The organism is Flavivirga rizhaonensis, assembly GCF_004791695.1.
GTDB classification, from domain to species: Bacteria; Bacteroidota; Bacteroidia; order Flavobacteriales; family Flavobacteriaceae; genus Flavivirga; species Flavivirga rizhaonensis.
Genome location: NZ_SRSO01000005.1, coordinates 79,015 through 102,063 on the forward strand (window position 1 = coordinate 79,015; position 23,049 = coordinate 102,063).

23 protein-coding genes are annotated in these 23,049 nt (G+C 32.5%); 11 read left to right on the forward strand and 12 right to left on the reverse strand.

All coding sequences use genetic code 11. The annotated features are described in order from the left end of the window. The first annotated feature begins 3 nt into the window (after positions 1-3). On the forward strand, positions 4-993 hold the full coding sequence (gene hemB / locus EM932_RS04915; RefSeq protein WP_135876061.1) for a porphobilinogen synthase: 990 nt from the start codon (positions 4-6) through the stop codon (positions 991-993). Positions 994-1,140: 147 nt separating this feature from the next. Here hemB and EM932_RS04920 read toward each other — a convergent pair whose 3' ends face one another. From EM932_RS04920 to EM932_RS04935, 4 genes are read right to left on the reverse strand one after another with little or no spacing between them, the layout of a single operon-like run. After that, positions 1,141-2,352 (reverse strand): hypothetical protein, encoded by a 1,212-nt coding sequence (locus tag EM932_RS04920; protein ID WP_135876062.1) that lies wholly within the window; start codon positions 2,350-2,352, stop codon positions 1,141-1,143. 5 nt (positions 2,353-2,357) lie between these two features. Continuing rightward, entirely contained in the window at positions 2,358-2,816 is a 459-nt protein-coding gene (locus EM932_RS04925; protein WP_135876063.1) for a hypothetical protein, read from the reverse strand. A gap of 26 nt (positions 2,817-2,842) precedes the next feature. After that, positions 2,843-3,562 carry a hypothetical protein gene (locus tag EM932_RS04930; RefSeq protein WP_135876064.1) on the reverse strand — a complete coding sequence of 240 codons (720 nt, stop codon included), beginning with the start codon at positions 3,560-3,562 and terminating at the stop codon, positions 2,843-2,845. After that, positions 3,559-3,804, reverse strand: coding sequence for a hypothetical protein (locus EM932_RS04935; RefSeq protein WP_135876065.1), 246 nt, complete (start codon positions 3,802-3,804; stop codon positions 3,559-3,561). The genes EM932_RS04930 and EM932_RS04935 overlap by 4 nt, the downstream gene beginning before the upstream one ends. A gap of 131 nt (positions 3,805-3,935) precedes the next feature. Here EM932_RS04935 and EM932_RS04940 point away from each other — a divergent pair, with 131 nt between their 5' ends. From EM932_RS04940 to EM932_RS04965, 6 genes are read left to right on the forward strand one after another with little or no spacing between them, the layout of a single operon-like run. Then, the gene (locus EM932_RS04940) at positions 3,936-5,006 is read left to right on the forward strand and encodes a CNNM domain-containing protein (RefSeq protein WP_135876066.1); all 1,071 of its coding nucleotides are present in this window, start codon (positions 3,936-3,938) and stop codon (positions 5,004-5,006) included. 12 nt (positions 5,007-5,018) lie between these two features. Further along, positions 5,019-5,492 (forward strand): methylated-DNA--[protein]-cysteine S-methyltransferase, encoded by a 474-nt coding sequence (locus tag EM932_RS04945; protein ID WP_135876067.1) that lies wholly within the window; start codon positions 5,019-5,021, stop codon positions 5,490-5,492. A gap of 26 nt (positions 5,493-5,518) precedes the next feature. Further along, entirely contained in the window at positions 5,519-6,025 is a 507-nt protein-coding gene (locus tag EM932_RS04950; RefSeq protein ID WP_317129356.1) for a DUF4442 domain-containing protein, read from the forward strand. A gap of 32 nt (positions 6,026-6,057) precedes the next feature. After that, positions 6,058-7,203, forward strand: a complete 1,146-nt coding sequence (locus EM932_RS04955) for a serine hydrolase domain-containing protein (RefSeq protein ID WP_135876069.1) — start codon at positions 6,058-6,060, stop codon at positions 7,201-7,203. Further along, positions 7,200-7,913: a 3'-5' exonuclease gene (locus EM932_RS04960; RefSeq protein ID WP_135876070.1), complete on the forward strand. Its 714-nt coding sequence runs from the start codon at positions 7,200-7,202 to the stop codon at positions 7,911-7,913. The genes EM932_RS04955 and EM932_RS04960 overlap by 4 nt, the downstream gene beginning before the upstream one ends. Continuing rightward, positions 7,913-9,592 carry an ABC transporter ATP-binding protein gene (locus EM932_RS04965; protein WP_135876071.1) on the forward strand — a complete coding sequence of 560 codons (1,680 nt, stop codon included), beginning with the start codon at positions 7,913-7,915 and terminating at the stop codon, positions 9,590-9,592. The genes EM932_RS04960 and EM932_RS04965 overlap by 1 nt, the downstream gene beginning before the upstream one ends. 487 nt (positions 9,593-10,079) lie before the next feature. Here EM932_RS04965 and EM932_RS04970 read toward each other — a convergent pair whose 3' ends face one another. The 8 genes from EM932_RS04970 to trhO all read right to left on the reverse strand — a co-directional run bounded on the left by EM932_RS04970 (position 10,080) and on the right by trhO (position 18,427). Next, entirely contained in the window at positions 10,080-10,733 is a 654-nt protein-coding gene (locus EM932_RS04970) for a CoA transferase subunit B (RefSeq protein WP_135876072.1), read from the reverse strand. Positions 10,734-10,848: 115 nt separating this feature from the next. Beyond that, positions 10,849-11,550 (reverse strand): CoA transferase subunit A, encoded by a 702-nt coding sequence (locus tag EM932_RS04975; RefSeq protein ID WP_135876073.1) that lies wholly within the window; start codon positions 11,548-11,550, stop codon positions 10,849-10,851. Between the two features lie 178 nt (positions 11,551-11,728). Further along, a complete protein-coding gene (locus EM932_RS04980; RefSeq protein ID WP_135876074.1) occupies positions 11,729-14,062 on the reverse strand; it encodes a penicillin-binding protein 1A in 2,334 nt (777 codons plus the stop codon). A 70-nt stretch (positions 14,063-14,132) separates the two neighbouring features. Beyond that, entirely contained in the window at positions 14,133-14,627 is a 495-nt protein-coding gene (locus tag EM932_RS04985; RefSeq protein ID WP_135876075.1) for a gliding motility lipoprotein GldH, read from the reverse strand. Then, positions 14,614-15,807, reverse strand: coding sequence for a PSP1 domain-containing protein (locus EM932_RS04990; protein ID WP_135876076.1), 1,194 nt, complete (start codon positions 15,805-15,807; stop codon positions 14,614-14,616). The genes EM932_RS04985 and EM932_RS04990 overlap by 14 nt, the downstream gene beginning before the upstream one ends. Before the next feature lie 115 nt (positions 15,808-15,922). Beyond that, the gene (locus tag EM932_RS04995; protein WP_135876077.1) at positions 15,923-16,153 is read right to left on the reverse strand and encodes a ferredoxin; all 231 of its coding nucleotides are present in this window, start codon (positions 16,151-16,153) and stop codon (positions 15,923-15,925) included. After that, positions 16,153-17,397, reverse strand: a complete 1,245-nt coding sequence (locus tag EM932_RS05000; RefSeq protein WP_135876078.1) for a peptidase U32 family protein — start codon at positions 17,395-17,397, stop codon at positions 16,153-16,155. The genes EM932_RS04995 and EM932_RS05000 overlap by 1 nt, the downstream gene beginning before the upstream one ends. Before the next feature lies 1 nt (position 17,398). Then, positions 17,399-18,427: an oxygen-dependent tRNA uridine(34) hydroxylase TrhO gene (gene trhO, locus EM932_RS05005; protein WP_135876079.1), complete on the reverse strand. Its 1,029-nt coding sequence runs from the start codon at positions 18,425-18,427 to the stop codon at positions 17,399-17,401. A gap of 819 nt (positions 18,428-19,246) precedes the next feature. Here trhO and recA point away from each other — a divergent pair. From recA to EM932_RS05025, 4 genes are all read left to right on the forward strand, one after another. Further along, complete coding sequence (gene recA, locus EM932_RS05010) at positions 19,247-20,245, forward strand: recombinase RecA (RefSeq protein ID WP_135876080.1); 999 nt, start codon at positions 19,247-19,249, stop codon at positions 20,243-20,245. Between the two features lie 136 nt (positions 20,246-20,381). Beyond that, a complete protein-coding gene (locus tag EM932_RS05015; RefSeq protein ID WP_246040907.1) occupies positions 20,382-20,765 on the forward strand; it encodes a hypothetical protein in 384 nt (127 codons plus the stop codon). A 27-nt stretch (positions 20,766-20,792) separates the two neighbouring features. Next, positions 20,793-21,335: an RNA polymerase sigma factor gene (locus EM932_RS05020; RefSeq protein WP_135876082.1), complete on the forward strand. Its 543-nt coding sequence runs from the start codon at positions 20,793-20,795 to the stop codon at positions 21,333-21,335. Positions 21,336-21,337: 2 nt separating this feature from the next. Beyond that, positions 21,338-22,984 carry a porin family protein gene (locus tag EM932_RS05025; RefSeq protein WP_135876083.1) on the forward strand — a complete coding sequence of 549 codons (1,647 nt, stop codon included), beginning with the start codon at positions 21,338-21,340 and terminating at the stop codon, positions 22,982-22,984. The last annotated feature ends 65 nt before the right edge of the window (positions 22,985-23,049 follow it).

The window sequence follows — 23,049 nt, forward strand, 5'->3', positions numbered from 1 at the left end:
AATATGTATCCATTAAAAAGAAATAGAAGGCTAAGAACAGGTGAAGCCATTCGTTCTTTAGTTCGCGAAACTATTATTACTCCAAATGATTTTTTAGTACCCCTATTTGTTGTAGAAGGGAAAGGCATTAAAGACGAAATTCCGTCTATGCCAAATTACTTTCGCTATAGCTTAGATTTACTTGAGGGTGAAGTAAAAGAATTATGGAAATTAGGTTTAAAATCGGTATTACTTTTTGTAAAAGTTCCAGACAATTTAAAAGATAATAAAGGCACAGAAGCTTTAAATTCTAACGGACTCATGCAACGCGCTATTAAAACGGTTAAAAATGTATGTCCTGATATGTTAGTCATGACTGATGTTGCACTTGATCCTTATTCGGCTTACGGACATGATGGTATTATTGAAAACGGACAAGTTTTGAATGATGAAACTGTTGACGTTTTAAGTGAAATGAGTGTATCTCATGCGGAAGCTGGTGCCAATTTTGTTGCTCCCAGCGATATGATGGATGGTCGCGTTCTATCTATCCGTGAAGCTTTAGAAGATGAAGGTTTTATAAATACTGGTATTATGAGCTACTCGGCAAAATATGCTTCAGCGTTTTACGGACCTTTTCGTGATGCATTAGACTCTGCTCCTGTGGATTTAGCGGATATTCCAAAAGACAAAAAAACCTATCAAATAGATTACGCTAATCGTTTTGAAGCTATTAGAGAAACCGAAATGGATATAGATGAAGGTGCCGATATTGTTATGGTAAAGCCAGGTATTTCGTATTTAGATATTTTAAGAGAAATTAAAAATGGCGTTGATGTTCCTGTTGCAGTATATCAAGTTTCCGGAGAATATGCTATGATCAAAGCAGCGGCAGAAAAAGGGTGGTTGGACCACGACCAAATCATGATGGAAACAACTACCGCATTTAAACGTGCAGGTGCCGATATTATAGCGAGCTATTTCGCAAAAGATGTTGTAAAACTATTATCCTAAAGTTAAAGAGGCTGTCTAAAAAGTGTCATTCTGAATGGAATGAAGAATCTCTTTAAAATATATGGATCTGATTATGAGTGAAATAAGATTCTTCGAGTTGCTCTGAATGACAAGATTAACCACTTTTCAGACAGCCTCTTCAAATATTTATTTAGTAAAAGGAGACTCCCCAAGATCCAACCCCCAATTAATTCCCAATATGGTAATTAGGTTATCATCTTCAGGAAAATCTTTACCAAACCCTCCTATAATACTTATCTTCTTATTAATTTGATAGACTATATTCCCAACAGATCTATATTGATCGCCATCTCCATCTCGATTTAAATACTCGTACGACAACTTAAATTTATTAAGTTCTAACTCCAACTTACCTCCAACATCCCAAAAGCTTGTATCAAAGTAATTCTGTGTTGCATCTATATTAAATCCATTATCTATATATCTAGTTATACCATATACATGAAAATAATTTTTATCATTAAACTTTAGTGCTACATCTAAAGTTAACCAGCTTCCAACTCTACTAGCCGTATTGGCATTAATTTCATTCTCCTTAAAAAGTAAACTATAAGCTAAGGCACCATCTAAACGAATTAAAGGTTTAATATTCTTAGGATTAAAATAAAAGTCCAACACCTTTTTACTGGTTTCTTCAAAATAATCTTTTACTAAACTAGCGCCATCTGTATATACTGAAGCATATTCTGTAAATCTTTGCAAAAACTTTACTGCGGCATCAGTATATGCTTGTGGTATAACTTTGTTATCAACATAATCCTGAGATTTTTTTCTATCAGGAGTTGTTAAGCTAAACCCCCTAATATACTTGTCGAATTTAGTTATGGCCTCATTAGAGTATTCTTTATCTACAACATTAATAACGTTTAAAACCTTCTTAGTTCTTTTCTTTCCATAAAGTTCCAGTAGGGTAGTTCTTATACCAATAGCAATAGTTTTTTTATCATCTTCAAACCCTTGAAATTTCTTACTAATATATCCTAACGAAAAAGAGGTGTTTGTTTGAATAGATTTAAAAGGATCTATAATATATTCAGAGTTTTTATTCTTTTTTATGCCTCTATAATCCTTATAAGACTTGTCTTTGGTATTTGTAATTAGCCAATAAGGATTCGTCTCTAACGCGATGTTACCATCTGAAAATCCATTAGACACATACAATGCCAAGCTTTTTAAATTTTCAGGAGTGTTTATTACTGTTGGTGTTTCCTCTAAAATTGAAAAGGCAGGATTTGTTGTGCTTTCAAAATTAAAATCGTTTATTGATTTCGTTTTCTCATCTTCTTGAGCTGATAAATTAACAACACAAAAAAGTATAAATAAAAGGGGCAGCCTCATAATTATTATTGGTTAAGTGATTCAACAAAAACTCTGTGGTTATTAATTAAGTTCTCCTTTAATACAATTTCAATGTTTTTTTTGACTGTAAATTGTTCATCTCCATGATCTATATACTCGTCCTCAAAATCAACAAAAGTCGAGTAAAAAGTATTTCTTGTATCTTGATCATACAAACTATACCTAATAATCGTTTCTTTCATAATTTTAACTTTATTGGGTTCTTGATTAGAGTCTACCATAAAAGTAATATTAGCTTCTAAAACCACACGATCTTTGGCTTGTTCTTTAGAGAAAGACGTTGATCGAGGTGTATTATTATCTAAAATATCAAAATCATCTAAATCTTCTTTTTTTCTGAGAAAAAAAGCAATCTCATTTAATTGTTGTGCTTTGGTCTCAATATTAGTAACATTGAATGTGATTTTTTGATTATTGTAGTAAGTTTCAAATGTTTCCATCATGGTTTTAGATTTGTTCTTTTTTACTTCTATTTAACTGTAGTTTCTATAAGCTCTTCTATATTTTCAACGTCAAGCTTATAATCACAAAGTTTAGGTACATCTATAATCTTTATAACTGTATCCTTTTTTAAATTTACGAATTTTAGAGCTATTTTCTTATCTTCTGAAAACTTAGCTGCAATACTTATCGTATTTTCTTTAATATTTCGTGTAAGATTAATTTTTTGAGCCTTCTTATACTCTTTTAAATTCTCATCTTCATAATTTAAAATTTTATCTTTTCGTTTATCAATTTTTTCACGTTTTTCTCGCTCTTCTTTTTCTATATTAATAGAATACAAAGCTACAGAACCTCCAATTAAAATAGCTATAGTTGCCAAAGCAACCCACTTTTTAGCTTGAGTTATATCTTTTTTTAAACCTAAAACTAACTTTCCATAAGCATCGTTAATTTGCAACGGACTTCTCAAGTCCAGCTTTTCTAACTGCACACTTTGTCCTACCGAAATTTTAAACATTGCTAAAAACAGAATGATGTAAGGTAAAACAAAAGCTAAATACACCTTCACATCGGTAGTGGAAGTAATTAAATTAGCTGTCAAACCAATTAGGGTATAAAACCCTAACAATGCTTTTAAATAATTATTGTAATTTGTTAAATGTTTGTTGAGATTAACAAATGTACCATTAACTGTTTCTTGACCTTTGGCAAGCCAATAGCTATCAAAATCTTTTAATTCCCTCATTTTTGTTTTATTTTTAAGTATACTCTTTGACTATGCCCACAAGCACATTTAATAACGAGATAATCGTCAAATGTGTTTGTTTTTACTATTTCATTATGTCTTGAGGAATTAAGTTCTACTTCTACAACTGGTCTGCTAATAACCGTATATATTGAAGAAATAATTACACTGAATGTTTCATTACATTCTTTTTTTGCACAAGTAACTTCTGCAAGCTCATAGGATGGTTTTTTGGTTGTCATAAATTTGCTTTTTTAAATTATGCTACTAAACTAAGAAACTCGAAAGAGAGAAAATCCATACCAACCAACAGTATTTACTTACACAATTTACAAAATAAATTTTAACTATTTTAGCCATAAATCAATTTTTAATGAGTGCATTAATTTTTTGGGCAACCATTTCCATTTTCTTTTCTTTTTTATGTTCTATTCTTGAGGCTGTCCTGTTAACTATTACGCCAACATTTATAAACGTTAAAAAGCAGGAAGGCAAAGACTATGCATTTATATTAGAACGCTTAAAAAAAGATGTAGATAAGCCACTAATTGCAATACTTACTTTAAACACGATAGCACATACTCTGGGAGCTATGATGGTTGGTATTCAAGCCGAAAAACTACCCTATAAAATAGAACTAGCTGGAATTAATACAGTTGGAGTTATTTCGGCCATTATGACCTTATTAATTTTGATTGCTTCAGAAATCATTCCAAAAACTATCGGTGCAACTTATTGGAAAAGCTTAGCTAATTTCACATCTAAAGCATTAACCGTTTTAATTTTTCCTTTAAAATGGACGGGGATATTATGGCTTTTACAACTAACAACTAAACTTATTGGAGGTAATGGCCATAGAAGTGTATTAAGCCGTGAAGATTTTCATGCTATGACGGAGATCGCTCAGGAAAAAGGTGTATTTCAGGAAAATGAAAGTAAAATCATTAAAAATTTATTGACCTTTAAAGAGGTTTTAGCAAAAGATATTATGACTCCCAGAACCGTTATGTTGACAGTTGATCAAAATACCACTGTTGAAGATTTTTTTAATAAAAATATGAATCTTCGTTTTTCAAGAATCCCTATATATTCAAATGATCCAGACAACATAAAAGGATTGGTACTTAAAGATGAAGTCTTTAAAGAAATGGCGCTTCATCATGGAGATAAAAAGTTATCTGATTTAAAGAGACATATTATTATTGTTAATCGTAATTTACCTATTCCAAATCTATTCGAACAATTAGTTGAAAGTAGAAATCATATGGCTTTGGTTGTTGATGAATATGGTTCTGTAAGTGGTTTAGTAAGCATGGAAGATGTTATTGAAACACTTTTAGGCTTAGAAATTATGGATGAGAGTGATAATGTATCTGATCTCCAACACCTAGCACGTAAAAGTTGGGAAGCAAGAGCTAAAAAATTAGGTATTTTAGATGAATAAACCTTTAATACAATGGAAACTTGCATCATTCAATCTCCTTTAGGATATACCAGAATAAGTGGAGACAGTAACGGGGTCACTTCCGTTAATGTTTTAAATTCTGAAGAGAAAACAACCGATATTATTCCTGTAGAATTAGAAGATTGTGCGCGCCAGCTTAAAGAATATTTTGAAGGAAAGCGCAATCAATTCAATCTAAAATTAAACCCTCAGGGAACCGATTTTCAAAAAAAAGTTTGGAAACTGCTTGAGCAAATTCCTTATGGAAAAACACTTTCTTATTTAGAGTTATCTAAACAACTAGGCGATGTAAAAGCAATTCGTGCTGTAGCAAATGCAAATGGGAAAAACCCTTTATGGATTATTGTCCCTTGCCACCGTGTTATTGGTAGTGATGGTAGTTTAACGGGTTATGCTGGTGGTTTACATCGTAAAAAATGGTTGTTAGAACATGAGAGTCCCTATAAACAACAAGCTCTTTTTTAAAAATGTACAGAATACTTACTAAAATCTTGAAACGCTTTTTATCTGATAAACAGATATACAAATATGGGTTTAACTTATCACCAATGTATAGACGATCAACAGGAAAAGTTATTGAAGTCAGTGACAATTTGCATTATGTTAAAATAAAAATTCCCTTAAGTTTTAAAAATAGAAATTTTGTTGGATCTATATTTGGTGGCAGTTTATTTTCGGCTACAGACCCTATTTACATGATTCAACTTATGAATATTTTAGGTGAAGATTACATTGTTTGGGATAAAGCTGCATCTATAAAATACAAACGTCCAGGAAAAGATACTCTATATTGTGAATTCGAGTTTAGTACAGATGAAATTAACGCTATTAAAAAGAATATATCTAGCAAAGGCGAAATAGATATTGTAAAGACCCCAACGATAGTAGATAAAGAAGATAACACCATAGCAGAGTTGAGTAAAACTATTTATATTGCCAATAAAGCATTCTATAAAGAAAAACGCAAACAGAAAGAAAGCTATAAATCTTCATTATAAATTATTATATTTAGTCGACTAAAAATTTTATAATGAAATTCCTCAAAAAACTTTTAAAATGGATCACTATAGTCATCGGTGTTATTATTCTATTACTTTACATTTTTGACTATGGCTATATTTTAAGGGGTGTCCGTATCGTTTACTTAACTGGCCACAAAACGGTTTTTATAGATGACTATCCTTACTTTGAAAATGATACTATTAAAAGCGGAAATAATTTTCAACCTTGGTTATTACATAAAAAATATAATAGCGTTAAGCCCTCCGAAAAATTAAAGAACATTAATCGTGAATTAGAAACCGTAGCCTATTTAATTATTAAAAATGATAGTATTTATTACGAGTGGTATGCTCCTAATTATGGAAAAGATTCTAAGACAAATTCTTTTTCTGTAACAAAAAGTATTACTACATCTATGCTTGGTAAAGCTATTATGGATGGTTATATTGAAGGTTTAGATCAACCCGTTACTGACTTTTACCCAGAATATGGTGATATAAAAACAACTGTTGGTGATTTAGCATCCATGGCTTCTGGTTTAAATTGGGTGGAACATTATACGAGCCCTTTTTCACTAACGGCAAGAGCCAATTATGATGATAATTTAGCCGAAACCATTTTAAATCTTAAAGAAGTTAAAACACCAGGTAAAGAATTTGAGTATTTAAGTGGAAATACCCAATTATTAGGAATGATAATTCAAAAAGCTACGGGGAAAACTCTAGCTAATTACCTTTCTGAAAGTTTTTGGAAACCAATGGGAGCATCCCAAGACGCATTATGGCAGGTAGATGACGACGAAAACAGATTAGCAAAAACGTTTTGTTGTATCTCTAGTAATGCCAGGGATTTCGCGCGTTTTGGTAAGCTTTATAAAGATTACGGAAAATGGAATGGCAAACAAATTTTAGATTCTGCTTTTGTAGCAAAATCGGTGTCGCCCCGATTTGCGAATAGCCCAGAATATGGTTACGGATGGTGGATTAAAAAAACGAAAGATAAAGGCTTTTTTATAATGAGAGGGCATCACAGTCAATATATAATTGTTGAACCAAATGACAATGTAATTATTGTAAGATTAGGACACCATACCTCAGCTGATGAAGGTAAAAAACCTTTTACCATAGATACTGATATCTACATTGAAGAAGCCTATAAGATGTTAAATCAATGATTTCAAAACTAAATTTAGAAAATATCTTATTTCTAGACATTGAAACTGTTCCTGAAACACAGTATTTTTCAGAGTTAGATGAAGATAAACAAGCACTTTGGGACAAAAAATCCCAATACCAGCGTAAAGACGAATTTACCGCCGAAGAATTTTATGACCGTGCTGGGATTTGGGCTGAATTTGGAAAAATAGTCTGTATCTCAGTTGGGTATTTTAATATTTTAAATGATGTACGCACCTTTAGAGTGACCTCATTTTATGGCGATGAAATTAAAATTTTAAAAGATTTTAAAAATTTATTGATATCACATTTTAGCGAAACAAAACATCTTCTCTGTGCTCATAATGGTAAAGAATTTGACTTTCCCTACATTGCACGTCGTATGATAATTAATAACATTGAGTTACCTTATAAACTAAATCTCTTTGGAAAAAAGCCATGGGAAGTACCTCATTTGGATACTTTAGAATTATGGAAATTTGGAGATTATAAAAGTTATACATCATTAAAATTATTGACTAATGTTCTAGGGATTCCTTCACCAAAAGATGATATTGATGGTAGTGAAGTATATCGCGTATATTATGAAGAAAAAGAAGTTGATAGAATTATTATTTATTGTGAAAAAGATACCATCGCTGTGGCTCAAATATTTTTAAGATTGCGCGGTGATGACCTTTTAATTGATGATGAAATTATTCACATTTAATGCAAGAAAACATTATTTTAAAAATTAAAAACCTTGCCATTTCATTTGGGAAAAATGACGTGATTCACAATATTTCATATCATCTAAATAAAAATGAAATATTGGGCATTGTGGGAGAATCTGGTTCAGGAAAATCAGTATCCTCTCTGGCCATTTTGGGTTTGCTTCCAAAAAAGATTTCAAAAATCACCTCTGGTAGTATTATTTATAATAAGAAAGATTTAACTAACCTTGCTCCAAAAGCATTTCAAAATATTCGAGGGAAAAAAATTGCCATGATTTTCCAGGAACCTATGAGTTCTTTAAATCCTTCAATGACCTGCGGAAAACAGGTTCAGGAAATATTATTACAACACACTAAGCTTTCTAAACAAAAGTCAAAAGATGAAACTATATTATTATTTGAAAAAGTAAAACTTCCAGACGCAGTAAGAGTCTATAACTCTTATCCACATGAAATTTCCGGTGGACAGAAACAACGTGTTATGATTGCCATGGCCATTGCTTGTAAACCAGATATTTTAATTGCTGATGAACCAACTACAGCACTTGATGTTACAGTTCAAAAGGAAATTATTAAACTACTAAAGACTTTACAAGTCGATACAAAAATGAGTGTTATTTTCATTACTCACGATTTGGCTTTAATTTCCGAAATAGCCGATAGGGTTTTAGTTATGTATAAAGGTGAAATTGTTGAACAGGGCAATGTTTCAACTATTTTCAAAGCTCCAAAACATGTTTATACTAAAGCGCTTATTAACTCACGTCCCTCTTTAGATACACGATTAAAAACATTACCAACCATAGACGATTATTTAAATAATACGACTTCGAATGACGTTATAACGACTGAGCAACGTAAACTTCAACATAAAAAACTATACAACAAAGCCCCTCTGCTAGAGGTTATAAATGTTGAAAAAGAATATATATCTAAATCAGGTTGGTTTACTAAACCAGAATCATTTAAGGCTGTAAACGATGTTAGTTTCAAGTTATACGAAGGCGAAACATTAGGATTAGTAGGAGAATCTGGCTGCGGCAAATCTACATTGGGGAATGCTATCCTTCAATTAGACAAGGCAACTGCTGGACAAATATTATATAATGGAACTGATATTACTAAATTGCCTAATTCTGAAATTAAAAAGCTTCGAAAAGATATCCAAATTATTTTTCAGGACCCATATTCCTCATTAAATCCCAGAATTCCTGTTGGCGAGGCTATTATTGAACCGATGAAGGTTCATAATCTTTTTAATTCGGATAGCGAACGAAAAGAAAAGGCTATTGATATTTTAAACCGTGTTGGCTTACCTGAAGATTATTTTGATCGTTACCCTCATGAATTTTCAGGAGGACAAAGGCAGCGTATTGGAATTGCAAGAACCATTGCTTTACAACCCAAATTAATTGTGTGTGATGAATCCGTTTCGGCATTAGACATATCGGTTCAAGCTCAAGTTTTAAACCTCTTGAATGAGCTTAAAGAAACCTTTGGCTTTACATATATTTTCATTTCACACGACTTGGCCGTTGTAAAATATATGTCTGATCAATTACTAGTAATGAACAAAGGCAAGATTGAAGAACTAGACGATGCAGATGTTATCTATAGCACACCGAAAAAAGAATATACTAAGAAGTTAATTGAAGCCATCCCTAAGGGATTATAACATAAATATCTTTTTTGTTAGATATAGTAGGCTTTTTAAAAATCGTAAATTCTCTTTAATAGTTTCTTTGAATCTACTTTCATTTAATGTAGGTTGTTCAGGTAGATTTGTTGCAAATTTCATAAGTTTTCAATTTATGGTAGATTTGGGGGGAAATCTATTATAATATTTGGTTTTTTTGGGATAACAAATATGAAACATTTTTTCAATAAATCAGATTAAAAACATAAAAAATCGATAAAATGCATTTATTTTTAACATCTTTCATCGATTAAATAATAATTTATACGCTTTTAAAGATACTTTAATTAGAAATTTCTAATTAAAGAAGAGGCTGTCTGAAAAGTGGTTAATCTTGTCATTCAGAGCAACGCGAAGAATCTTATTTCACTCATAATCAGAGCCATCTATTTTAAAGAGATTCTTCATTCCATTCAGAATGACACTTTTTAGACAGCCTCTTTTAATTTTTTAGTTTAAGAATATATTACAATGCCATTTCTGGAATATCTCCATCAACAATTAAGTTACCCTCGGTGGCCTTTTTTATATCTTCCACAGATACTCCAGGAGCACGTTCTAAAAGTTTAAAACCTTTTTCTGTAACTTCAATAACTGCCATATTAGTGACTATCTTTTTTACACAGCCTACTCCTGTTAATGGTAATGAGCATTGTTTTAGCAGTTTAGATTCACCTCTTTTATTTGTATGCATCATAGCAACTATAATATTTTCTGCACTAGCAACTAAATCCATAGCACCTCCCATACCCTTTACCATTTTACCAGGTATTTTCCAATTAGCTATATCGCCATTTTCTGCAACTTCCATAGCCCCCAAAATGGTTAGGTCTACATGTTGTCCTCGTATCATAGAGAAACTCATAGCCGAATCAAAAAAACTAGCTCCTGGCAATGTCGTTATGGTTTGCTTTCCTGCATTTATAATATCAGCATCTTCTTCTCCTTCAAACGGAAATGGTCCCATGCCTAAAACACCATTTTCACTTTGAAATTCTACTTCTATATCACGTCGCACATAATTTGCAACCAAAGTAGGTATACCTATTCCTAGGTTAACATAATAACCGTCTTTTACTTCTTTTGCAATTCGCTTTGCTATTCCAGTTTTATCTAACATAATTTTTGTCATTCCTGCAAAGGCAGGAATCTTTTTAATTGAAACTTAATATTCTAAAGTGGCCCATTCATCACTTCGACTGCGCTCAGTGTGACACATAGCAATGACAAATACTTTAATCTCTTTGCCTTACAGTTCGTTGTTCAATACGTTTTTCATAATGAGCTCCTTGAAAAATACGTTGCACAAAAATTCCAGGAATATGAATTTGATTGGGATCTAATGTTCCTAAAGGTACTAACTCTTCAACCTCAGCAACTGTTATTTTTGCAGCGCCACACATATTAGGGTTAAAGTTCCTAGAGGTCCCTTTAAACATTAAATTTCCCGCAGCATCTCCCTTCCAAGCTTTTACAAATGCAAAATCGGCTTTAAAAGCATGCTCCAACACATACATTTTTCCATCAAAATCTCTAGTTTCTTTACCTTCACCTACTTCAGTCCCAAAACCTGCTGGTGTATAAACCGCTGGGAAGCCGGCTTGAGCAGCGCGACAACGTTCCGCTAAAGTTCCCTGAGGAATAAGTTCTACATCTAATTCGCCTGAAAGCATTTGGCGTTCAAACTCATCATTCTCTCCCACATAAGATGAAACCATTTTTTTTATTTGTTTTTTTTGAAGAAGTAAACCCAGTCCGAAATCATCAACACCTGCATTATTAGAAATACATGTCAACCCTTTAACACCAAGTTTAACCAATTCAGAAATAGCATTTTCTGGAATACCACTAAGTCCAAACCCTCCAAGCATGAGTGTCATGTTATCCGACATACCTTTTAAGGCATCATGAACATTAGCAACTTTTTTATTAATCATTTTTATTAAATTTTTACTGTATAAATTTACGTATAATTGAATTATTTTTAAAATAATTACCCAATAAGTTATTTATCAATAAAATTAAACGATTAATATAGAATTTTGTTCGTCGAAAAAACCAACAAAAAAACCATCCGAAACGAATGGTTTTTTATTTGTATTAAGAAAGTATCTATTAAAAGCCACCTAAATCATCAGGGATATCATCATTGGTATCATCATCAATAGTCTCTGAGGCTTTAGAGCAATCTACATTAATAGATAAGTTTGCTGGTTCTTCAAACGGTTCTTTAGAAACATTTAATGTTCCATCTGCATAACAGCTTTTCATATATAAGCCCCAAATAGGTAATGCCATAGAAGCCCCTTGACCATAAGTTATCGATCTAAAATGCGCAAATCTGTCTTCTGCACCAACCCAAACACCAGTAACCAAATTAGGCACCATTCCCATAAACCAACCATCACTCTGATTTTGAGTCGTTCCTGTCTTTCCTGCTATTGGGTTTTTAAACTCATATGGATAGCCTGTAATGATTTCTTTGTATTCTCTACTAGCTGCATACTTATGTCTTAATCTGGTTCCTGAACCTCCTTGTGTAACGCCTTCCATAAGTTTCACCGCAACATAAGCGGTTTCTTCGTTTAAAACATCTCGTGTCTCTGGCTTAAACTGATATAAAATAGTGCCATTTTTGTCTTCAATAGTAGTAACCATTACAGGTTTAGTATACACCCCTTTGTTTGCAAACGCAGCATACGCTCCCACCATTTCATACACACTTATCTCAGAAACTCCTAAAGCTATGGATGGTACTGCAAGTATTTCAGATTCTATTCCCAAGTTTTTTGCTAAATCAACAACTGGTTGCGGGCCAACTTTATCAATTAATCTTGCAGTAATGGTATTTACAGAATTTGCTAAAGCATTTTTTAAAGTTCGGGTACCTCCATAATCATTCTCTCCTCCAGAATTTTTAGGACACCATTCTTCTGGATTGCCGTGTTTATCTTTTTCTATACAAAAAGGCGTGTCCGGGAATTCATCGCATGGCGAATAATGCAATTGATCTATTGCAGTTGCATAAACAAAAGGTTTAAATGTAGAGCCTACTTGGCGTTTTCCTTGTTTTACCATATCGTACTGAAAATGCCTATAATTCATACCACCTACCCATGCTTTTACATGACCAGTCAAAGGGTCCATAGACATCATACCCGGTTTTAAAAACGATTTATAGTATCGCATAGAATCCATAGGTTTCATAATAGTATCTACTTCTGAAGGTTTACCGTCTTCCCATTTAAAAACAGTCATTTTAGTGGGCTTATCAAATGATGCTTCAATCTCGGCATCAGACTTTCCTGCTTTCTTTAGTACCCTCCATCGTTCACCTTGTCTCATTGAGCGTTTCATTAAGGCTTTAATTTCTTCTCTATCTAGCTCTAAAAATGGGGCTGTAGGATTCCTTTTAGGTGTATTTTGATTAAAAAACTTAGCTTGCAATCTAGGCATGTGTTGTTGTACCGCAGCCTCAGCATATCTTTGCATGCGTGAATCTATGGTGGTATAGATTTTTAAACCATCATTGTATAAATTATAATTTGTACCATCTGGTTTCGGATTCTCTTTAATCCAATCTTTCATGAACCCATCTAAATAGCCTCTAAAATAAGTCGCAATACCATCACGATGTGATTGAGGTGTGTAACGTAAATCCAACTCTGTTTTTTGAAGTGAATCTTTTACAGTTTCATTAATATAATCGTAGTATTCCAGTTGGTGTAAAACAACATTACGCCTATTTTTAACTCCTACAGGGTTTCTCCTTGGATTATATAACGAAGAATTTTTAAACATTCCAACCAACATAGCAGACTCCTTCATGTCCAATTCACCAGGCTCTTTATCAAAATAAATTGCTGCCGCACTACGAATACCGTCAGCATTGTTACCAAAATCGTAAATATTAAAATATTGTGCTATAATTTCTTCTTTAGTATACTGACGCTCTAAACGAATGGCTATAATCCATTCTCTAAGCTTTTGAGAAAGCTTTTCTATTATATTAGCTTTTTCTCTTCTATGAAATAATTGTTTTGCTAGTTGTTGAGAAATTGTACTAGCACCACCTTTTGTTCCTAAAAAAACAGCTGCTCTTATGGTTCCACGTGCATCAATACCAGAATGATCATGAAAACGAGCATCTTCCGTAGCTATTAATGCATCTACTAGATTTTGTGATAACTCATCATAACCTACTGGTGTTCTATTATCATTAAAATAAAATTTACCTAAGGTTTTTCCATCCGAAGAAATAATCTCAGTAGCTAAATGTGTTTTTGGATTTTCTAGCTGTGTATGGTCTGGCATTTCTCCAAACGCTCCCCAAGAGGCTAGCAAAAACATTAACAATACTATAAGCACACCGCCTAAAAACAACATCCAAAACCAACGGATGTATTTTGAAAAATCTTGACTTGTTGTTGTTTGCTTTTTTTTTGCCATTAAACTTTATAATATTAATATTTTACTAGATACTATTCTGAAAAAAATTCAGGATTATTAGACATTCTATTTATTTGTTTTGAGGTTTTTCAATTCTAAAACCTATATCTGTGATCCCTTCAAGTTCTATAACACCATTAACCTTGCCATTTTCTCGCATGGCATGCTGTATGTTAACTGTATAGTCTCCTTTTTCTTTAAAAATGACTTGCTCTTTGTACCAAAGCTTATTTTCTTTAACATCTGTAAGTCCTGTACCTAAGAGTTTTCCGCTGGGATCTGCCATTCTATATTCTAATGTGTCTTTGATGGTTTTCCCATGAGGGAAACTCATTTCAACAATTAAAAACAAGTTATTATATCTATACGCATTTGTATTTCTTAAGTTAACGAACAAATTATACGCGTTTGTAGAATCTGGAGGTGTTACTTTAAAACTAATTATAGAGTCTTTATGCCACTTGTTAGGTACCGATTTATAGGTATCGAAAACACGATTAGAATCGCAAGACACAAATACTAAAGAATACATTAAAAGAAATAAGAATACATTATTTTGCTGCATTTTTACTGTTTTGAGGTTTTCTTTTCTTTTTATTATTCCTACTGTTTTTATTGTTTCTTCTCTTATTATTTTTACGTTTATTATTGGACTTTGGACTATCAAAACGCGTTAAACTATCTTGACCCACAACGTTTTCAAACTCAGCCTTAGCATCTTCTACCAATTCTGAAGCATATTCTTCAAGGCTTGCTATTTTTTCGTTTTTCTTGTTTAAATCAATAATTTCATTGGCTTGAGTAGTTGTTATTTTGTGCCAATGATTCCATTCTCCTTCATAGGCATACCACATGTGTCCTTTAAAAATATCTGTTTTTTGACATACCGCAGTACCTTTTTCAGTATGTATTTTTGTATCTGTTTTAGGAAAGTTTTTTAAAGCATCTAGATACGTGTCTAACTCATAGTTTAAACAGCATTTTAATTTACCACATTGTCCTGCTAATTTTTGAGGGTTTAATGATAATTGTTGGTATCTCGCTGCCGATGTGCTTACTGATCGGAAATCTGTTAACCAAGTCGAGCAGCATAATTCACGACCACAAGACCCAATACCACCAAGTCTTGAAGCTTCTTGACGAAACCCTACTTGTTTCATTTCTATCCGCGTTCTAAACTCGCGAGCAAACACTTTTATAAGCTCTCTAAAATCAACACGTTCTTCGGCTGTATAATAAAAAGTGGCTTTACTGGCATCACCTTGAAATTCAATGTCGGAAATTTTCATTTGCAATTTCAAATCGATTGCAAACTGACGCGCCCTTACCTTCATAGGTTCTTCCTTATCACGTGCAGACGACCAAATATCAATATCTTTTTGACTTGCTTTTCGGTAAACTTTTAATGCTTCTTCTTCATTATCAGATATGTTTTTACGCTTCATTTGAACACGTACTAACTCCCCTGTAAGAGTAACCATACCAATGTCATGCCCAGCTTTTGCTTGTGTAGCTACAATATCTCCAATGCTTAATGTTAAGTTTTCAGCATTCTTATAATATTCTTTTCTTCCATTTTTATAACGTACCTCAACCCAGTTGTATGGTTTTTCTCCATTAGGTAATGACATATTTGCTAACCAATCAAAGACCGTTAATTTATTGCAACTGTCTGTACCACAAGTACCATTATTTTTGCAGCCTTTAGGTTGACCGTCTTTAGTTGAGCAGCTTGAGCAAGCCATATACTTTATATATTGAATTCGCTAATAATTAAATTATTACGAATGAAGATTAATAATTCTTTTTGAAATGTAAAGATATGATTATTATGTTGACTTTAAAAAGCCAAAAAATTATTTAAATATTCTTAACACTAATTATATTTACAGGACAGGCTTTAGAAGCTTTTTCACAGGCATCAAAAATAATATCATCATTAGATTTTACGGTAAAAAACCCTTTTTTATCTTTTGAATGTAAAAGAATCGATTTACCATCTTTTTTTGACATTTGAAATTGATTTGGAGCCAACTCTACACAATAATTACAACCAATACACTTGTTTCTTTGTAAGGTAATAACAACCATTAAACCTCTACTTTATTTTCAACAATTTTATATAATTTATCCGAAGGTCTTATTCTAAACTCTAGTGGTATTGTTATTGTATCTCCTTTAGAACCTGTTAGTAATTTCTCGTCATTTACCAACATCTCATTGACCTCCATCTCTTTTGCTCCTGTTGTTGGCCCGGTTACTAAAATAGTGTCTCCTATAGAAACATCGTAAGCATCAATTTTAAACTCACCTATTTTAGCTTTGGTATAAAAGTGTACGCCTTTACCAATATATACCTTTTTTTGAGTAGCATGAGACCCAGAACCGTTACTCCATTCTCCTAGTTTTTGTCCTAAATAATACCCATTCCAAAACCCTCGGTTATAAACCTTTTCTAACTCTTGCATCCATGAAACAATCTTTTCTTTATCATAAGTTTTATTCTCAAGACTATCAATAGCATCTCTATAACATTTTATAACGCTGGCTACATATTCAGGAGCTCGACCTCGTCCTTCAATTTTCAATACTTTAATACCAGATTCAGCTACCTGATCTAAAATATCTATGGTACATAAGTCTTTAGGAGACATGATATATTCATTATCTAATTCCATTTCGAAACCAGTTTCCTGATCGATAACCGTGTATTTTTTTCTACAATTTTGTTTGCAAGCCCCTCTGTTTGCTGATGAGTTTTGAGAATGCAAACTCATATAACATTTCCCCGAAACAGCCATACAAAGTGCGCCATGCCCAAACACCTCAATTTCAACCAGATTCCCAGAAGGTCCCTTGATTTGTTCTTTTTCAATGGCTTCAGTGATTTTTTTTATCTGACGTAAGCTCAATTCTCTACTTAACACCATCGTATCTGCAAACATCGCATAAAACTTAACCGTTTCTATATTGGTAATGTTAATTTGTGTTGAAATATGCACTTCCAAACCGAGCGCTCTCGCACAGGCTATTACTGCTTGGTCCATAGCTATTACAGCAGTAATATTAGCTTCTTTTGCTTTTCTTACAAGTGTTTTTACTATGGATAGATCATGATCGTAAATGATGGTATTTAAGGTTAAATACGTTCTTACATGTTTTGCTTTGCAACGTTTTGAAATTTCAGGTAAATCATCTAAAGTGAAGTTTATAGATGCCCTTGCTCTCATATTTAACTGCTCGACACCAAAATATACAGAGTCTGCTCCGTTATCTAGGGCAGCCTGAAGCGACTCAAAGTTTCCTGCAGGAGCCATTAATTCTATTTGCTGCATCTTATTTAAATTTTAAAGCTTTAGACCTTCCTTTTTTGAAAATATCATTACTATTTCCTTGCCCTTTACGCAATTCTTTTTGCGCTTCGTAAGGCAACCTATTTATTTCCATACACTCATTAGAACAGCAGTTTTCCATCGCTTCTTTGCAAGTATCACATTGAATAAATAGTAAGTGACAAGCGGCATTAGCACAATTGGTATGTACATCAAACGGATTTCCACATTGATGACAATTAGCTATAACATCATCACTAATACGCTCTGCTCTTCGGTCATCAAAAACAAAATTTTGACCTAAAAATTTATTCTCTAGGTTATCTTCTTTTACTTGTCTTGTATATTCAATAATTCCCCCTTCTAATTGATATACATTTTTAAATCCTTTATGCTTAAAATAAGCACTTGCTTTTTCGCAACGAATCCCTCCTGTACAATACATAACAAGGTTTTTATCTTCCTTATGCGTTTTTAAATCGTCTTCAATAATATCTAAAGATTCTCTAAAAGTATCTACATCTGGCGTCATGGCATTTTTAAAATGTCCTATCTCACTTTCGTAGTGGTTACGCATATCTACCAAAACTGTTTTTTCATCTTCTATAAGATTATTAAACTGTTCTGCCCCTACATGAACACCTTTATTGGTGACATCGAACGTATCATCATTTAAACCGTCGGCAACAATTTTGTTGCGCACCTTTACTTTTAGCTTTAAAAACGATTTATTGTCTTGTCCTACCGCTATATTTAATCGGATATCCTTCAAAAAAGTAATCGTGTCTAAATGTGTTTTAAATTCGTTAAAGCGGTCTGCTGGTAATGATAATTGACCATTAATACCTTCGTGAGCGACATAGATTCTGCCAAGAACATCTAATGCGTTCCAAGTAATAAACAAATGATCTCTAAAAACTTGTGGGTTGCCAATTTTGGCATATTGGTAGAAAGAAAGTGTTAATCGATTTTTTCCTGCTTTATCGATTAATTCTGCTCTTTCTTTTGCGCTTAATTTATTGTACAGTTGCATGCTATACTAATTTATAAGGTTAAAGAATTCCCATCCTAACCTTCCCAAAGGGAAGAAAAATGAAACTTAAGCGCAAAAGTACAATTTTATACAGAAGTGAGAAAGTAAATTCCCAATGGCAGGTTTTATGGCATTTATATCTAAAAAACCTTCTCTTATAACTACCATAAGCACACAAAAATTGATAGATGTAATAACTAATAAAAGAGTTAGATACGAATTACACTAATTTACACGAATCTATTGTCTTATCGTATCGAAACTAAACAATAAAACAACACAGGCTCAAACCTTGTCAACGAACAGGCATATTTTCTTTATAAATATGTAAACATGGTAACCGCAGGCAAGAAGGTTCTACTTATTTGAGATGTCAATTTTAAGATTCCGCTTTTTCAGCGGAATTAGTTCAACTTACAAGTTTCACTAATAAAAAAAAACACTTTATGTTTAACAAAGTGCTTTTTCTTGACTAATCCGTGGTTAAAATATTAATTTATTTTTTCTAACTAATATACCACGGTTTTAGCCACCATCGGCTTTACAGTTACTATTTACAATAACGGTAACTGAAACACCCAATGCGTTTATTAAAATTGTTTGTTTGAAAAATTTCATTTAATTCTTTTTCATAGCAAAATTTCCCACTTTACTAAATAGATGTAAAATGTTCAAAAAGGTTGCGTTGTGTTACGAATCTTTATTTTTTTAAATTAATAATCGATCTTTTTATTTCTAAATTTATGTTGAAAACTATTATTGTATCATCATAAAAGATGTAGTATTTTAGCAAGCATAATCAGAGAAAAAAAATTATAAATGAGCAGCGAAAAAGAAGCCAAATTAAAAGCACTTAAACTTACATTAGATAAATTAGATAAAGCTTACGGAAAGGGAACAGTAATGAAAATGAGCGATGCGGCTGTACAGGATGTAGAAGCTATTTCATCAGGCTCTTTAGGTTTAGATATTGCTTTAGGCGTTGGAGGGTATCCACGCGGACGTGTTATAGAAATTTATGGCCCGGAATCTTCTGGTAAAACCACATTGACTTTACATGCTATCGCAGAAGCTCAAAAAGCAGGTGGTATTGCTGCCTTTATAGATGCTGAGCATGCCTTTGACAGATTTTATGCTGAAAAACTTGGAGTAGACATTGAGAACTTAATTATATCACAGCCAGATAATGGTGAACAAGCCTTAGAGATTACCGATAATTTAATTCGCTCAGGAGCTATTGATATTGTGGTAATCGACTCTGTGGCTGCATTAACACCTAAAAGTGAAATAGAAGGTGAAATGGGAGACTCTAAGATGGGCTTACATGCTCGCTTAATGTCTCAAGCTTTAAGAAAGCTTACAGCATCTATTAGTAAAACCAATTGTACTGTTATATTCATTAACCAATTACGTGAAAAAATTGGTGTTATGTTTGGCAACCCAGAAACAACTACAGGTGGTAATGCCTTAAAATTCTATGCCTCTGTTAGATTGGATATTAGACGTTCAACTCAAATTAAAGAAACCGATGGAAGTGTTGCTGGTAATAAAACCCGAGTAAAAGTGGTTAAAAATAAAGTAGCACCTCCTTTCAAAATGGCAGAATTTGATATTATGTATGGCGAAGGTGTCTCTAAAGTTGGTGAAGTATTAGACCTTGCTGTAGAGCTTGAAATTGTAAAGAAAAGCGGTTCTTGGTTTAGCTATGAAGACACTAAGCTAGGGCAAGGGAGGGATGCTGTGAAAGCACTCATTAAAGATAACCCCGAACTCATGGACGAACTCGAAGGAAAAGTTAGAAAATTAGTAACAGAATAGTTAAAAAAATCCCGTTAATTCGGGATTTTTTATTTTTATACGCAACCTTTTTATTCATTGTGCATCTACATAGTGCGAACATGTATAATACCCTAAATTTTTTATTGCTATGAAAAAGTTTTTTGTTTTTTGTTTTATGGCGCTATTATTTGTCTCATGTAGTATTGATGATGATGGTCCAAATTTTAGCTTTGAAATTTTACCCGTTGAAAGTGTTGAGATTCCTGATGAGTTTACATTAGGAGAAACATATCCGATTACTGTTTCTTATCTTAGACCCACAACTTGTCATACATTCAAAGAGTTTTATTATTTAAAAGAGAATAATCAACGCACCGTTGCTCCTATAAATTATCTTTTTGAGAAGGATGATTGTGAAACCTTAGACAATGAATTAGTAGAATCGACTTTCAACTTTATAGTTACAGGAAATGGTTCTTATATTTTTAAATTTTGGCAAGGTGAAGACACCGATGGAGAAGATCAGTTTTTAACAATTGAGGTGCCTGTAGTTGAATAACGCTTTTAATTTAATACATGTTTAATTTTGAGTTTAAACCAACTCATAGAAAATTGTAAAATTAATGATACTAAAGCCCAAGGAGAATTATACAAACTCTTTTCGAGTAAACTATTCTCTGTATGTTTAAAGTATTCGCGAAATCGTGCCGAAGCAGAAGATAATCTGCAAGATGCATTTTTAACAATTTTTTTAAAAATTGAACAGTACAAAAATAAAGGCTCTTTTGAAGGTTGGTTAAAACGTATTGCTATAAATACTGTATTGCAACGATACAGAAACGAAAAGGTTTTTGATATAATAAATGAAAATATAATTGAAGATGTTGAATTAGAAGTTGATGAAGATACAGTATCCATCGATTATCTTTTACAAATTATTCAAGAATTACCAGACAGATATAGATTGGTTTTTAACCTATATGTATTAGATGGTTATTCACATAAAGATATAGCAGAAATGCTAGACATAAATATAGGAACCTCAAAATCTAATTTGGCTCGTGCCAGACTTAGCTTAAAGGAAACTATAGAGAATTACAAGACGATGCAAAGTTTACAATCATTATAATAATGAGTGATAAAAAACATATTGACAGATTGTTTCAGGAGGGTTTTAAAGATTTTGAAGCCATACCTAGTGACGCTGTTTGGGAACATATAGAAGCTAAGCTTAACCAGAAAAAGAAAAAACGTCGTGTCATTCCTATTTGGTGGCGTTATGCTGGTGTTGCTGCACTATTATTACTTTTATTAACTATTGGCGGTGTTTATTTTAATGATTCTGATAAAACCCAAGCCGATCAAATAGTCGATACAAAAGATACGCCTCCTTTAGATTCTAAAAAAGATAATTCTATTGACTTGAATGATGCCAATGATGCTATTGTTAATACTGACTCTAACGAAAACAAAAGTTCTAATAGTAATAATACTCCACAACAAACAAATTTTTCACCTAAGGGAATAATTACTTCAGAAGAGTCATCAATTGTAGAAACACCTGCATCAAGAAATGGTAACGAGGAAAAAAAAGAGGCTAACGTTATAACTAATAAAGAAGAGCATGCTATCAACAAGTTATTAAATGCTGAAAGAAACAATGCCGTTGCAAATAATTCTAGAGAAAAAAACAATACTAATAAAATTGCTAACAAACCTAAAAGCCATGTTACTCTTGCAGATAATTCTGAAGAAAATAAAAATACAGACAAACTCCAAAAAGCCTTAAAGAGCAATACTGTCATTGCTTCAGGTTCTGAAAAAAATAATCAAGGATTTCAACAAGATAAAGAATTATTAATTGGTAAAAAGCGGGCAAAAGAAATCGTTAACAATGCTTCAAAAAGTAACAATGCGATAGCAAAGACCGAAGAAAATAATACGGAAATCGTAACTAGTGAAGAAGAAAAAAGTAGCCTTACCATAGAAGAGGCAATAGACAAAACTAAAGACATTATTGAAGAAGATGATAACGTAAATAGGTGGAGTATCTCCCCAAATGCTGCGCCTGTTTATTTTAATACTCTTAGTAAAGGTTCTTCCATAGACCCTCAATTCAATGATAATTCTAAAAGTGGTGAACTTAATATGAGTTATGGTATTTCTGCCAGTTATGCTATTAACGAAAAACTAAGTATTCGTTCTGGTATTAATAAAGTTAATTTAGGTTATAGCACCAATGATATTGTTTCTTTTCAAGTTGTAGGTGTATCTTCAAGTAGTCGTTCATTACAAAATGTTAACGCTATAAAAACGGAAAACGTTAGTAGTGATGCTCCAACAGATAACACTGTCTCCCTTTTTAGTGAAGAGAGCCTCAATTCAAGTGATATTCCTGAAGCATTTCCAACATCTAATAGCTCTATTAATCAAAATTTAGGTTATATAGAAATCCCTTTAGAGATTCAATACGCACTTTCAGATAAAAAATTAGGGGTTAATCTTATTGGAGGATTTAGTTCGTTCTTTTTAAGTAATAACAAGATTTTTTCAGAATCACAAGAAGGTGGCAGGACCCTTTTAGGTAAGGCTAACAATATAAATAAAGTAAGTTATAGTGCTAATTTAGGACTAGGATTAAATTATAAAGTATCTAAAAAAATAGACTTGAATTTAGAACCTATGTTCAAATATCAAATTAACACCTTTAATAATACATCTGGCGACTTTAAACCTTTCTTTATAGGGGTTTATACTGGATTCGCCATTAAATTCTAGGTTTTTGGTTAGATCTGGATATTGATTTTTATTAAGCTCAAAAATCAATATCGAAAAAAAACTGC